The 12,430-nt window shown below is 62.6% G+C and carries 12 protein-coding genes; 10 read left to right on the forward strand and 2 right to left on the reverse strand.

Annotation, left to right across the window (positions count from 1 at the left end; genetic code table 11):
- Nucleotides 1–199 precede the first annotated feature (199 nt).
- The 6 genes from AC0L3L_RS24985 to AC0L3L_RS25010 all read left to right on the forward strand — a co-directional run bounded on the left by AC0L3L_RS24985 (nucleotide 200) and on the right by AC0L3L_RS25010 (nucleotide 4,465).
- Nucleotides 200–637, forward strand: a complete 438-nt coding sequence (locus AC0L3L_RS24985) for an FAD-binding oxidoreductase (RefSeq protein WP_473639521.1) — start codon at nucleotides 200–202, stop codon at nucleotides 635–637.
- Nucleotides 638–648: 11 nt separating this feature from the next.
- Nucleotides 649–1,380 carry a FadR/GntR family transcriptional regulator gene (locus tag AC0L3L_RS24990; protein ID WP_473639523.1) on the forward strand — a complete coding sequence of 244 codons (732 nt, stop codon included), beginning with the start codon at nucleotides 649–651 and terminating at the stop codon, nucleotides 1,378–1,380.
- Nucleotides 1,381–1,382: 2 nt separating this feature from the next.
- Nucleotides 1,383–1,820: a VOC family protein gene (locus AC0L3L_RS24995; RefSeq protein WP_473639525.1), complete on the forward strand. Its 438-nt coding sequence runs from the start codon at nucleotides 1,383–1,385 to the stop codon at nucleotides 1,818–1,820.
- 67 nt (nucleotides 1,821–1,887) lie between these two features.
- A complete protein-coding gene (locus AC0L3L_RS25000; protein ID WP_473639527.1) occupies nucleotides 1,888–2,934 on the forward strand; it encodes an ABC transporter substrate-binding protein in 1,047 nt (348 codons plus the stop codon).
- A complete protein-coding gene (locus AC0L3L_RS25005; RefSeq protein ID WP_473639529.1) occupies nucleotides 2,934–3,710 on the forward strand; it encodes an ABC transporter ATP-binding protein in 777 nt (258 codons plus the stop codon). The genes AC0L3L_RS25000 and AC0L3L_RS25005 overlap by 1 nt, the downstream gene beginning before the upstream one ends.
- Nucleotides 3,707–4,465, forward strand: coding sequence for an ABC transporter permease (locus AC0L3L_RS25010; RefSeq protein WP_473639531.1), 759 nt, complete (start codon nucleotides 3,707–3,709; stop codon nucleotides 4,463–4,465). The genes AC0L3L_RS25005 and AC0L3L_RS25010 overlap by 4 nt, the downstream gene beginning before the upstream one ends.
- Here AC0L3L_RS25010 and AC0L3L_RS25015 read toward each other — a convergent pair.
- Nucleotides 4,419–5,387 (reverse strand): LysR family transcriptional regulator, encoded by a 969-nt coding sequence (locus tag AC0L3L_RS25015; protein ID WP_473639533.1) that lies wholly within the window; start codon nucleotides 5,385–5,387, stop codon nucleotides 4,419–4,421. The genes AC0L3L_RS25010 and AC0L3L_RS25015 overlap by 47 nt on opposite strands.
- A gap of 116 nt (nucleotides 5,388–5,503) precedes the next feature.
- Between AC0L3L_RS25015 and AC0L3L_RS25020 the strand changes: the two genes are divergently transcribed.
- From AC0L3L_RS25020 to AC0L3L_RS25030, 3 genes are all read left to right on the forward strand, one after another.
- Entirely contained in the window at nucleotides 5,504–6,871 is a 1,368-nt protein-coding gene (locus tag AC0L3L_RS25020; RefSeq protein WP_473639535.1) for an amidohydrolase family protein, read from the forward strand.
- A gap of 131 nt (nucleotides 6,872–7,002) precedes the next feature.
- Entirely contained in the window at nucleotides 7,003–8,520 is a 1,518-nt protein-coding gene (locus AC0L3L_RS25025) for a serine hydrolase (protein ID WP_473639572.1), read from the forward strand.
- Between the two features lie 116 nt (nucleotides 8,521–8,636).
- Nucleotides 8,637–9,056, forward strand: coding sequence for a DOPA 4,5-dioxygenase family protein (locus AC0L3L_RS25030; protein WP_473487563.1), 420 nt, complete (start codon nucleotides 8,637–8,639; stop codon nucleotides 9,054–9,056).
- A 192-nt stretch (nucleotides 9,057–9,248) separates the two neighbouring features.
- Here the strand turns inward: AC0L3L_RS25030 and AC0L3L_RS25035 are convergent, their stop codons facing one another.
- Nucleotides 9,249–11,171, reverse strand: a complete 1,923-nt coding sequence (locus tag AC0L3L_RS25035; protein WP_473639537.1) for a TPR end-of-group domain-containing protein — start codon at nucleotides 11,169–11,171, stop codon at nucleotides 9,249–9,251.
- 388 nt (nucleotides 11,172–11,559) lie between these two features.
- Between AC0L3L_RS25035 and AC0L3L_RS25040 the strand changes: the two genes are divergently transcribed.
- A complete protein-coding gene (locus tag AC0L3L_RS25040) occupies nucleotides 11,560–12,375 on the forward strand; it encodes a class I SAM-dependent methyltransferase (RefSeq protein ID WP_473639539.1) in 816 nt (271 codons plus the stop codon).
- Nucleotides 12,376–12,430: the final 55 nt, after the last annotated feature.

Raw genomic sequence — 12,430 nt, forward strand, 5'->3', positions numbered from 1 at the left:
GACTTGCCAAGTTGTAGGATGACCGTATGATCGGACCCATGACTACGGTTCATCCATCTCTTCAACGCGAAGCTTCCGGCGCAATTGCTGAGCTGCCTGCGCAGCTGGCGGGTGATGCGCTGATAGACGGACGGTCGCCACTGGCAGAGCGCACCTCCTCGATTGGGGCCGCGACAGGCGCGGCAGTGCCCGCTTCATCGTGCGTCCAGGATCCGTGGAAGACGTCCAGGCGTTTGTGAGATGGTGCTCGCAGAGCGGTGTCGCGATCGTCGTGCAAGGCGGCAATACCGGACTTGCCGGCGGCGCGATTCCAGACAATTCGGAGTTCGCCGTGCTGTCGCTTGAGCGTCTCAATCGGATACGCTCCGTCGATCGGCTCGACTTCACGCTGCAAGCTGACGCCGGTGCCGTGCTGCAGGACGTCAAGGACGCCGCTGAAGCATCCGACATGACCTTCCCTCTCGCGCTCGGCGGCTCGTTCAGTGCCGAGCATGGTGTGGGTCGCAGCCGCAGCCATGTGTTCTGGGCCGGCCTGTCGCAGCGCGAGCGGCAGCTTCATACCGCGATCAAGGCAGCCTTCGATCCGGCGGGCCTGTTCAATCCCGCGTGTCTCATGCCTGGTCCGGGCGATTTGTAGGGGAAAGCCGCATGAAGCAGCGTTCGTCCATCATAGGCAGCGTGGAGGCGCTTCCGCATCGCGTCGCTTCGCATCTGAGCCGCGAGATCGAGGGCGGCGACATCATCCCGGGAGCCCGGCTTCCCACCGAAAGCCAGCTCGCCGATAAATTCGGCGTCAGCCGCAATGTTGTCAGGGAAGCGATCGCGCAGCTTCGCGCCGATGGCATGATCGAGGCGCGTCAGGGCGTAGGCGCATTCGTCATGGCGCCGGAACAGCGGACAGCCATCCGGATCGACCGTGAAGCACTGAAAGACCAGCGCAACATGGAGCAGCTCTTCGAGCTGCGCAGCATTCTGGAGACCGAGTCCGCCACACTCGCCGCGGCGCGCTGTACATCCGATGATCTTGACGCGATCAAGGCTGCGCTGGACCGCATGGGCGGCGAGGAGCGCTGGGAGGATGGCAGCATCGAGGCCGATCTGCTTTTCCATCGGGCGATCGCCCGGGCCACCGGCAATAGCTACATCCACACCTTCATTTCCTTCGTCTGCGAGCAGATCCGCCAGTCGATCCACTATGCCCGCCTCACCAACCCGCTCCACGACCTGGTCGAGGTCAACGTCGCCGAGCACGTGCGGATCTACGACGCGCTCGCCGCGCATGATCCGCAGGCTGCCGGCGAGGCGATGCGCCGGCACATCGAAGGCGCGGCAGCGCGCGTAGGCGTCGAACTCACCGCGAAGATCAATCGAGGCAAATGACCATGTCGCTCGGGCAGACCAAGGCAATCACCGATATCTGCCTGCTTGTCGAGGATATCGACCGTACCATCGACTTCTACACCCAAAAACTCGGCTACCGGATCAGACGGCGCGCCGAGGGCTTTGTCGATTTTCATTCCGAGCGCGTGACGCTCGCCGCATGGGAACTGGACCACATCAATCGCCACTGCGGCGTCTCGAATGTCCGTTCACCGAAGCAGGCGCACAAGGCATGCGTCGCCATGGAACTCGAAAGCGCCGGCGAGGTCGACCGGCTCTATACCGAGCTGTCGGACAAGGGCGTGCCGTTCGTCGGGCCGCCCGGCGACTATGTCTGGAACGCGCGCTGCGCCTACTTCCACGACCCGGACGGGACGCTGTGGGAGCTCTACGCCTGGACCGGCGCCGGGCCGGGCGACTATCACGACACGCAAGTGTGATTGGATCGCGACGGCCTCGCGAGAAGGGCCGCGCCGCATGCAAACCGTCCAACAAAGGAGCAAGAAGATGAGTGGGAACACATCGCAATGGAATCGCAGATCGATCCTGAAGGCCGGCGCCGCCGGCCTGGCGGCTTTCGGGCCGGGACTTCAGCTGTTTGGCGCCAGCGCCTCGGCAGCTGCCAAGCTCGTCATCCAGTATGACTGGCTGATGTCGAACGGCCAGATCGGCGACGTGGCAGCCGTCGCCAATGGCTACTTCAAAGAGGCCGGGCTCGAAGTCGAATTCAGCCCCGGCGGACCGAACGCCGCCACCGTGCCGCCGGTGGTGTCCGGTGCCGCCCAGCTCGGCCAATTCTCCGAATCGCCTCAACTCTATGCCGCGCGGGCGAGCGGCGTTCCGGTGAAGATCATTGCCTGCGGCTATCGCACCGGACCCTATGCGCTGACCTCGAAACCGGCGAAGCCGATCCGGTCGGCGGCGGACCTGAAGGGGATGCGGATCGGCACGCAGCCGACCGCGCGCTTCGCCATCGACGCGATGCTCGCGAAGAACAACACCGACCCTTCCGAAGTCACCATCGTCAATGTCGGGTTCGACAAGGCCCCGCTCGTCCGTGGCGACGTGGATGCGATCGGCGGCTGGATCACCAACACGCAGGCGCTCAGCGTCGTCGGCGATGATCGCATCGATCTGCTGTTGTCGGAGCTGGGCCTGGCGTCCTATGCCGACGTTTATTTTGCGACCGACAGCGCCATTGAATCCGATTCCGCGACCCTGGCAAAATTCATCGGCGCGGTCGCCAGGGGGTGGGGCTGGGTCCACGCCAATCCCGAGCAGGCGGTCGACAAGCTCGTCGCGGCCTATCCCGAGATCGACGCAGGCTGGGAAAAGAAGACGATCCCGCTGGTGCTGAAACTGTCGTTCGACGACAACACGAAAAAGGATGGATGGGGCACGTTCGATCCTGCCTCGATCGAGAGCCAGATCGCGCTGCTTGACCAGATTGGCCAATACCCGAACGGCAGGCCGAAGGCCGAGGACGTCTATACGACTGAGATTCTCGAACTCAGTGCGGCTGAACGGCCGAAGCTCGGCGCGCCCACCTCCTGATGGCCGCGCCGGCCATCGAGACCTCCGGGCTCGACGTCGGCTATCCCGGCCGGCGCTCGCCAGTGACGGTGATCTCCGGTCTCGAACTGACAGTCGAGGCCGGGACGTTACTGTCGATCCTCGGGCCTTCGGGCTGCGGAAAGTCGACGTTTCTGCGGGTTGTCGCCGATCTTTTGGCGCCGCTCGCGGGCACGATACGCGTGATGGGCGAAACGCCGTCGGCGGTGCGCTCCGGCCGAGGCGTGGGTTTTGTCTTCCAGGACTCGACCCTTTTGCCGTGGCGCACGGCGCGCGAGAATGTACGGCTGCCGATCCAGGTGGGCCGCCGCAGCCTGTCGCGCATGATAGACGACCGGGCCGACGAACTGCTCGAACTCGTCGGCCTGTCGGCGCTCAGTGAGCGCCTGCCGCATCAGCTCTCCGGCGGACAACGCCAAAGGCTGGCGATCGCCCGGGCGCTGCTTGGCGAGCCACGCCTGCTTCTGATGGACGAGCCGTTTGGCGCGCTTGACGAGATCACCCGCGACCGCCTCAACGACGAACTGCTGAACCTTTGGCGGCGGACCGGAACGACCGTGCTATTCGTCACGCATTCCATTGCCGAAGCCGTCTATCTCGGGCAGCGCGTGATCGTGCTTGCCGCCCATCCGGGACGGATCGTCGCCGACCACGATCTGCGTCCGCTGAAGGGGCCGGACAACAGATGCTCGCGCGAGGATCCGGCGATCGTCGCGGCAATGGCCAGGATGCGCTCCGCTCTTGGAGCGGCCTCGTGAACCGGGGCCTGCTTTCGCCGTTCGCACAGACAGTGCTGCCGATCCTCGGCGCCGGCTCGCTCATTCTCGCATGGCAGGTTCTGCTGCCGCTCGCCGGCGTGCCCGCATACATCGTTCCGACGCCGACCGCGATAGCGGGCGTGTTTGCCAGGAACGGATCGCTTCTCTTGTCGAACCTCTGGCCGACGGGCATCGAGGCGCTCTCCGGCTTCGTGCTCGGCAATCTCGCCGCAGTGCTGCTGGCGGTCGTCTTCGTGCACAGCCGTACGCTTCAGGCTGCCTATTTTCCGGTCGTGCTGTTCTTCAATACGATCCCGGTGCTGGCGCTGGCCCCGGTCGTCATCCTCATCTTCGGCCTCGGCATGCTGCCCAAGATCGTGATCGCGGCGGTGATCTGTTTCTTCCCGACGTTGATCAACATGATCCGGGGCCTGGAATCGGCGAGCCCCAGCGAGCACGAGCTGTTTCGCGTGCTGTCGGCGACGCGTTGGGAAGTATTCTGGCGCCTGCGCCTGCCGCGTGCGCTGCCAATGCTTTTCGCTTCGCTGCGGATCGCCTCGGCGACCGCGGTGATCGGCGCGATCGTCGGCGAATGGATCGGCTCCGACAAAGGTCTCGGCGCGCTGATCATCCAGGCGACCTTCAACTATCAGTCCGACCGGCTCTACGCCGCTATCGTGCTCTCATCGCTGTTGTCGATCGGGCTCTTCATGACGGTCGTCGCCGCTGAGCGGTGGTCTGTTCGATACCGTTGACCGGCTGGTTCCCAGGGATAGGCTGAGTCAACTTGTCCATGGCAGAGGAGACGATCTCGGCCATCCTTACCGCGCTGGGATTGAGCGCCTTGGTGTCACGCACCGAAACGGAGAGCAGTTCGAAGACATGCGCGCCGGCGATCGGCGCGAAGTAGAGCTGGCCTGCCTTGACCTCGCTATAGACGTCGACCGACGTGAGCACTCCTACACCTGCTCCGCGCATCACCATCGACTTCAGCATTATGATGGAATTGGTCACGACCGCTTCTGCGGCCGGCCTGCGCGTGCGCTCCAGCATGGCGTCCACGATTGGCCGGATGCTCAGCGTGCCATCGGCAAGCACAAGAGGATATTCAAGGAGCGCCGAAAGCGGCACTTCCTGTTCCCGCGCCAGACGATGGCTCGGCGGCATGACGGCGCCTAGTTCCACCCGGATCTCGTGGACTATCTTCAAACCCGTGTCGCGCGGCATGTTGAAGGCGACCGCGAGATCGATCTCGTTGGAGAGGAGTTGGGCCGCGATCTCCGCCGTGCCGTCCACGACCGCCCGCATCGTGGCGTCCGGATGCTCCTGCTGCAGCTCGCCGAAAGCACGAGGCAGGAAATCGGCGGCCAGGCATTCCATCACCCCGATCCGCACCAACTCTCCGTTCTGACCCTTCAGGCCTTCCACGGAGGCGCGGGCGCACTCGTAGTCGCGCTGCCAGGCACGGATTTGATCGACGAGGATCTTTCCCGCCTCGGTCAGCCGCATGCCGCGCGGAACGCGCTCGAACAGGAGCGTCCCAAGCTCAGCCTCCAGATTGAGGATCTGGCGGTTCACCGCCGAGGGGGCGGCATTGACACGTTCGGCCGCCCTGCGGATTGATCCGTAACGGGCCACCATTTCGAGCAGCCGCGCCGACTGCGTGATCAAGGGCATCCTGCGTTCCTTCCCGCCTGTTCTAATTATGCGCACACAATGCGCGAGTCTATGCGCTTGTCGTCATCGCGCGGAAAACTTAGTTTCCGCAGTGGAACTGATAAGGAAGGGCGACAATGGAGCGGGATCTGATACTGGCCGCAGACACGGTGATCACGATGGACGCGGAGCGCCGCGTCATCGAGGATGGAGCAGTCGTCGTGCGTTCCGGCAGGATCGCCGCCGTCGGCCAGAGGTCGGAGATCGAGAAGGCTTATCCCCATACAGAGCTCCGCCGGCTCAGGAACCGCCTCCTCATGCCGGGTCTCGTCAATGCCCATTGCCACTCCGGCATTTTGAGGGGCACGGCCGAGGGGCTGCCGGTCTGGGATTGGCTGCGTATGTACATTGATCCGATGCACCGCGTGCTTCGGCCCCGCGAGGCAGAGGCCGCCTCGTGGCTCTGCTATGCGGAGGCCGTCCTCTCCGGCACAACCACCATCGTCGATATGTGGCGCTATATGGATGGCAGCGCGCGGGCGGCGGCCGCGATCGGCAACCGTTCCGTGCTGGTGCCTTACGTGGGCGCGCATCCCGATTATGATTATTTCGAGACGTTCGATTCCAATGAAAAGCTGCTGGAAGAGTGGCATCACGGCGCCGACGACCGCATCCACGTCTGGGTCGGCCTGGAGCACGCCTTCTACTCCACCGAAGCCGGATACAGGCGCGCCATTGATCTCGCGAAAAAGTTCGACACGGGCTTTCACACCCACAGCAACGAGGCGCAGGCGGAAATTGTCGAAATGGACCGCCGTTACCAGCAGCGCCCCATCGAGGTGCTGCGCCGCTTCGGCCTGTTCGAGCCCAAAAACGTGCTGCTTGCCCACTGCGTTTGGCTCGATGACGAGGAGATCGGCATCATCGCCGCGCATGGCATCGGCGTGGCGCACAATCCGGTGAGCAACATGAAGCTCGCGAGCGGGACGGCGCCCGTGGAAAAACTGCTTGCCGCTGGCGTGGCGGTCGGGATCGGCACCGATGGCGAGAAGGAGAACAACAATCTCGACATGTTCGACGACATGAAATGCACCTCGCTGCTCGCCAAGCTGCACAAGCTCGACGCCTCGGCTCTCGACGCCTGGGATGTCCTGCGCATGGGCACGATCTCAGGCGCGAAGGCCATTGGCCTTGATCATGAGATCGGCTCTCTCGAGCCTGACAAGAAGGCCGACATCATCGCAGTCAGGACCGACACGCCGCGCATGACGCCGCTGATGAGCGGCCCCTGGTTCAATCTGCACCACAACCTTGTTCATGCGGTGCGCGGCAGCGATGTCGACCTGACGATGGTGGACGGAAAGATCATCGTCGAGAACGGCGTCCTTCTCACCGCCGAGATACAGGACCTGATCGCGGAGGTGCATGCAGTGGTCCCGGACCTGTTCGCCCGGCGGGCGAGTTACCTGGCGGTAAACCGGAACGGCGCCGTCAGTCCTGTTTAAAGGCAAGAACAGGGGAAGCGCGACCAAGCGAGGGTTGGCCTTTCCTGCGTCGGCCTGTAGTATGACCAGTTCTTGCAGGGGTTAGGGGGAGCTCGAGCGTGGGGCTGGGTCAGAATTTCCGCCGCTGGGGGATGCGGGCCCTCATCGCCGTCATGGTGCTTTCGCCGCATGCGGCGTCGGCCGACACGCCCGAGCGGATCACTGCCGCCCTGTCGAAGCTCGAGGCGCTCGCCGAAGGCGTCGTCGCGGATGGTGGGGTACCTGGTCTCGCCATCGGGGTCGTGCATGGCGACAAGGTGGTCTTCCTCAAGGGGTTCGGGCATCGCGAGGCCGGCAAGCCGGAGGCCGTCGACGCCGATACGGTGTTCCAGATCGCCTCCCTGTCCAAGCCGGTCTCCGCAACGATAGTGGCGGCGCTGGTCAGCGATCGCATCGTTTCCTGGGATGCGAAAATCGCCGATCTCGATCCGGCCTTCCGGCTGTCCGAGCCCTATCCGACCAGCGAACTCACAGTCCGCGACCTGTTTTCGCACCGCAGCGGACTTCCCGGCACGGCCGGAGACGACCTCGAGGACATTGGCTACGACCGCGCGGAGATCCTGCGTCGCCTGCGGTTCGTGTCGCCATCGTCGAGCTTTCGCGCCGGCTACTCCTACAGCAATTTCGGACTGACCGAAGGTGCCGTCGCGGCCGCGAAGCCGACGGGCAAGTCGTGGGAGGAGATCGCCGAGGAGAAGCTCTACCGCCCGCTTGGAATGGCCTCGACCAGTTCCCGTCATGCGGACTTCATCAAGCACGCCAACCGCGCCGCACTGCACGTCAGGGTCGATGGCGTCTGGGCGGCGAAGATAAAGCGCGACCCGGATGCACAGGCGCCCGCCGGCGGCGTCAGCTCCACGGCGCGCGATCTCTCGCAATGGGTGCGCCTCGTGCTCGGCAATGGCGTCTATGCCGGCGAGACCCTCATTAAAGCCGACGCGCTGGACCAGACGCATGTTCCCCTGATGACGCGGGGCAAGAACCCCGTCTCCGGCAGCGAGTCCTTCTACGGCCTCGGCTGGAACATCGAATTCGGCCGGCATGGTCTGAGCTGGGGTCATGCCGGCGCCTTCAGCGTCGGCGCCCGCACCCTGGTGACGCTCTTTCCCGAGGAGAAGCTTGGCATCGTGATTGTCGCCAACGCCTTTTCGACGGGCGTGCCGGAAGGGCTGTCCGACAGCTTCGCCGATATGGCCTTTGACGGAAAGATCGAGAAGGACTGGGTCAAGGCATGGGACGATACCTATGCGGGCTTGTTCGGCCCGGCGGTCGCCGCCGCCAAGGCCGCCTATGCCGCGCCGCCGTCTCCGGCGAGCCCGGCCGGGCCGGCCAGCGCCTATAAAGGCCGCTATTTCAACGACTTCATCGGCGATGCGGTTGTGTCGGGTGAGGGCGACGGCCTTGTGCTCAAGGTCGGGCCGGGCGGCGCCCGGTCCTATTCACTGGAGCATTTCGACCGCGACATGTTCCTGACCTATCCGGACGCCGAGACGCCGGACGCGCCGTCTGGCGTAAGCTTTGTGCTCGGCCCCGACGGCAAGGCGTCGGCGATGACGATGGAGTTTCTCGACGGCAATCATCTCGGCACGCTGGCGCGCGTGGGTGACTAGTGTCAAAATCACGCTTGTCCAGTTATCCCCCGGCAAGAGGCGGCATCAACACTGCCTGACAAGGTCGACCTTCCATGCTTCGGGTCTGCCGGTAATCATCGAAGGGGAGCATCAAGGTGAACGAAGACGCCGCCACTCCAAGGCCTCTCGCGGAGATCGCCAGCTATCACGCCCATATCTACTATGACGGGCCGGCCGAGCGGCAGCATGCCGAATGGCTGCGCCTGCGCATCGGCGAGCGCTTCCGCGTGCGCCTGGGCAATTGGCGCGATGGGCCGGTCGGCCCGCACGAACAGGCCATGTACCAGGTCTCCTTCGCCACCGGGATTTTCGCTACCCTGGTTCCGTGGCTGATGTTGAACCATGGCGGCCTGAGCATCCTCATCCACCCCAACACCACCAACCCCAAGCGCGATCATCTGGTCGACCCGATCTGGATAGGCCGGCCGCTGGGGGTGCACGGCGAGGTTCTCGGCGAGGAGGATGAGGCGGAAGAGGCGCTGGAGGTGAATACGGAGCCGACGCTGGGGGCATAGAGGGAGGACGAATTATTGCTGGTGGCGGCCCGACTTGGCCGAAGACAACTGTCTGCCTTGGGCCGAAGAACTGACGGCTTTTGGCGCACGAAGTGCGGAAGCGGACGTACGCTTCGCATTTGGATAGCTCGACTGGTCGGAAGTGGTCCGCCTCAACGCCAACCTTTATGCCAGTCGTTTGCCCGCGTCTCATTATTCAGGAGGACGGTCCGCTTCGGCTGATTCTCCAGGATCAGCCGCACTGACGGCTGTTGGTTGCCCGGCAAAAGCCGCGAATAATTTTCCGAATTGGGGATGCTCGCGGATCGGGTCGAAGTCCGGCTCGTTTTCAAACCAGCTCCGCTGATACCAGGTACTGTGCGGGAGGATTTTCCCAAGAACACCCAGCGCTTTGTCGGGGTCCCCCATGACGGAATACGCGCACGCGATGTTGAAGTGGGCGACAAGGTCATCCGGATCGATCACCAGGGCGCGGGCGGCCCACTCCTTTGCCCGCTCGCGTTCGCCCAGATACGCCAGTAAAAGCGCTCCGCGGTGCGCAGGCCCGGCATTTTCCGGATGCAGTTCAAGCATACCTTCGGCCAATACGATCCCCGCGCGCGCCCATTTCTCGGCATCCGCGAAGCGCCGGAGTCGGCGAAATATACCCGCCAGGAACATCGCCGAGACATAGTCATCGGGACGAATCTCCGCAGCGCGTTCGAAATATTTGGCTGACGCCTCGAAGTCGCCTTTCACGTAAAAATGCCTGGCGTAGAAGAAATTCGCCTCATAGGAATTAGGGTCTAGGACGAGTGCACGCTGAAAGGCTACATTGGCCTCCTCGGGGCGCCTGTTATGCAGGAGTGCCAACCCGAGCGAGGCATGGGCCTCCGCTAGACCCGGATCGAGCGTGAGCGCCTTGGCACTCATTTCCATGATTGCATCAGGTGAAATCTCCTCGGAATGCCACACGAACAGTGCCGAGTCGCAATCAGCGATGCCGGCATATGCGCGCGCATAATTAGGGTCCAGTTCCACTGCCATAGCAAACATCCGGCGTGCCAGAAGCAGATACGATTTAGTCCATTCGCGGAAAAACTCCCGCCCCCTGAGATAATAGGTGTAGGCTTCGACACTCACGGTTGGCGGCTGCTCGATCGCCTTCTTCTCCTCAGGCAAAAGCCTGACCCTGAGTTGCTCGACAATGGTGTGGGTTATCTCGTCCTGAATCGCAAAGATGTCGGTCAGGTCACGGTCGTAACGGTCCGCCCAGATGTGTGTGCCATCTTTCCCGTCAATGAGCTGACCAGTGACGCGCACGCGTTGGCCCACTTTGCGGACGCTGCCCTCAAGGACGTATCGGACGCCGAGTTCCCGTGCCGTCTGCTGAACCTTGATAGGCTTACTCTTGTAGGTGAATACGGTATTGCGGGCGACGACGTGAAGCCCTGACACTTTTGACAGATCGGTGATGATGTCCTCGGTTATGCCATCGGAGAAATATTCCTGCTCCGGGTCGCCGCTCATATTGTTGAAAGGTAGCACGGCAATCCGCGGCCTCTCCTTCTCGCGCCGGTCCTCGGAGGCGGCCGTGCCGCGGTCCACGCTTCCGGACGAAGCGCCAAGGGGGATGTTGTAGACTCGCACGGGCCGGTCGATGTTCTTCAGCAACTGCTCGCCCATGTCCTCGAATGTGAGGTCGAGCCGGGCTCCGACGTGATCACGTACGGAACTAGAAACGGAAATCCCGCCCGGCTCGGCGAATGTCTCGAGCCGGGCGGCCAAATTGACACCGTCGCCGAAGATATCGCCATCCTCGACTATAATGTCGCCGAGGTTGATACCTATGCGGAAGTCGACGCGATTGGGGGTTGGCACATTTGCATTTCTTTGTCGCATGCCGCTTTGGATCGCTACAGCGCAGGCAACCGCGTTTACGACGCTTGGAAACTCGACGAGGAAGCCGTCGCCTGTCTGTTTGACGACGCGTCCCCGGTGGTCCGAGACGGTGGAATTGAACAACTCCTCGCGAATGCGGTTCAAAGCGGCCAGCGCACCTTCTTCGTCCAGGCCCATAATGCGGCTGTAGCCCACGACGTCAGCTGCGAGGATAGCGGCCAGTCTGCGTTCCAACTTTCCCTCTGAAGTTCAGCCGAAGCTGGGATGCAATCTACCCTCTTGTTGACCGCAAGTCTCCTGTCTTCCGAGGGACTTGCCGATCAGGCATGTCAGCCTGCCGAGCAGATTGCCGCGCCTAAGTGTCTGGATCAGAATGACCGGCGTATTTTCAAGCCTTGCGAGCCTTCGCGGGAACATGCGGATAGCCTGCAGACGTGACTTAACCACACCGGCGATGTCTGCATTTGCGTAGGGGCCAACGCGCCCTCTACGGCCGATATAGGCGCAAAGCGGTAATTGATGTGCCGGGCGCAGGGGTCGCCACGGTTCAATTCACAGCCGCTGATCTTGACGCCGTCCGACCTTATGCGAAGCTGATGGTCATTCGATCTGGGGGCAGTGAATGTCGTCATCGCATTATACGCATGGATCAAGTGAAGCCGAGCAGCAACGGCTGACGGCTTTAAACAAGCGTCTTAATCAACGATGTCTCGACGCTGCACAGCTGGTTGTTGGCGAGCGGGTCGTCGATTTCGGTGCTGGGTTAGGGCAGTTTTCGAGAATGATGGCGCGGGCCACCGGTGTTCCGGTCTTGGCTTTGGAGCGAAGCCCGGAGCAGATAGCGGAGGCGCTACGCCAGGCTGACGCCGATGGGGATTTGGCATTTCTGGAGATGAGGCAGGGTGACGTGCTTGCTCCACTTCTTACCGATAACGAGCTTGGACAGTTCGACGTTGCTCATGCGCGGTTCGTTCTCGAGCACCTACCTGACCCGTTGCTGCTTGTTCGCAACATGGCCGGCGCAGTGCGACCGGGCGGACGGGTGATATTGTCAGATGACGACTATGATGGGCTGCGGCTCTGGCCCGAGCCACCGGGATTTGCCTCACTATGGCATGCCTATCAGCGAACCTACGACCGACACGGCAATGATCCAATCATCGGACGTCGCCTTGTTCAATTGTTGCATCAGGCCGACTTGCGTCCACGACGTATCACATTTGTCTTTTTTGGCGGATGCGCCGGCGAGCCTGACTTTGAGGCAGTTGTCCGGAACATTGCGAGCATCATCGATGAAGCGATGGACGATATCGTCGCTATCGGATTGCCTCGCCAATCCGTCACTGCGACGCTCGACGCCCTGATTGATTGGAGCAAGGAGCCGGACTCGGCCGTCTGGTTTGGAATGTCTTGGGCTGAAGCCCATCGACCGGTCTAGTCGATGGGCTCTTGTGGTTCGTTTTGCCGTAACCAAGAGGTAGATTTCTGGAACA

The sequence above is a fragment of the Mesorhizobium sp. WSM4849 genome (genome assembly GCF_055811385.1).

Bases quoted from the DNA above. Each gene is read 5' to 3' on its own strand.
- AC0L3L_RS24990 (WP_473639523.1), top strand. From the start codon at position 649: ATGAAGCAGCGTTCGTCCATCATAGGCAGCGTGGAGGCGCTTCCGCAT.
- AC0L3L_RS24995 (WP_473639525.1), top strand. From the start codon at position 1,383: ATGTCGCTCGGGCAGACCAAGGCAATCACCGATATCTGCCTGCTTGTC.
- AC0L3L_RS25000 (WP_473639527.1), top strand. From the start codon at position 1,888: ATGAGTGGGAACACATCGCAATGGAATCGCAGATCGATCCTGAAGGCC.
- AC0L3L_RS25005 (WP_473639529.1), top strand. From the start codon at position 2,934: ATGGCCGCGCCGGCCATCGAGACCTCCGGGCTCGACGTCGGCTATCCC.
- AC0L3L_RS25015 (WP_473639533.1), bottom strand. From the start codon at position 5,387: ATGCCCTTGATCACGCAGTCGGCGCGGCTGCTCGAAATGGTGGCCCGT.
- AC0L3L_RS25020 (WP_473639535.1), top strand. From the start codon at position 5,504: ATGGAGCGGGATCTGATACTGGCCGCAGACACGGTGATCACGATGGAC.
- AC0L3L_RS25025 (WP_473639572.1), top strand. From the start codon at position 7,003: ATGCGGGCCCTCATCGCCGTCATGGTGCTTTCGCCGCATGCGGCGTCG.
- AC0L3L_RS25040 (WP_473639539.1), top strand. From the start codon at position 11,560: ATGTCGTCATCGCATTATACGCATGGATCAAGTGAAGCCGAGCAGCAA.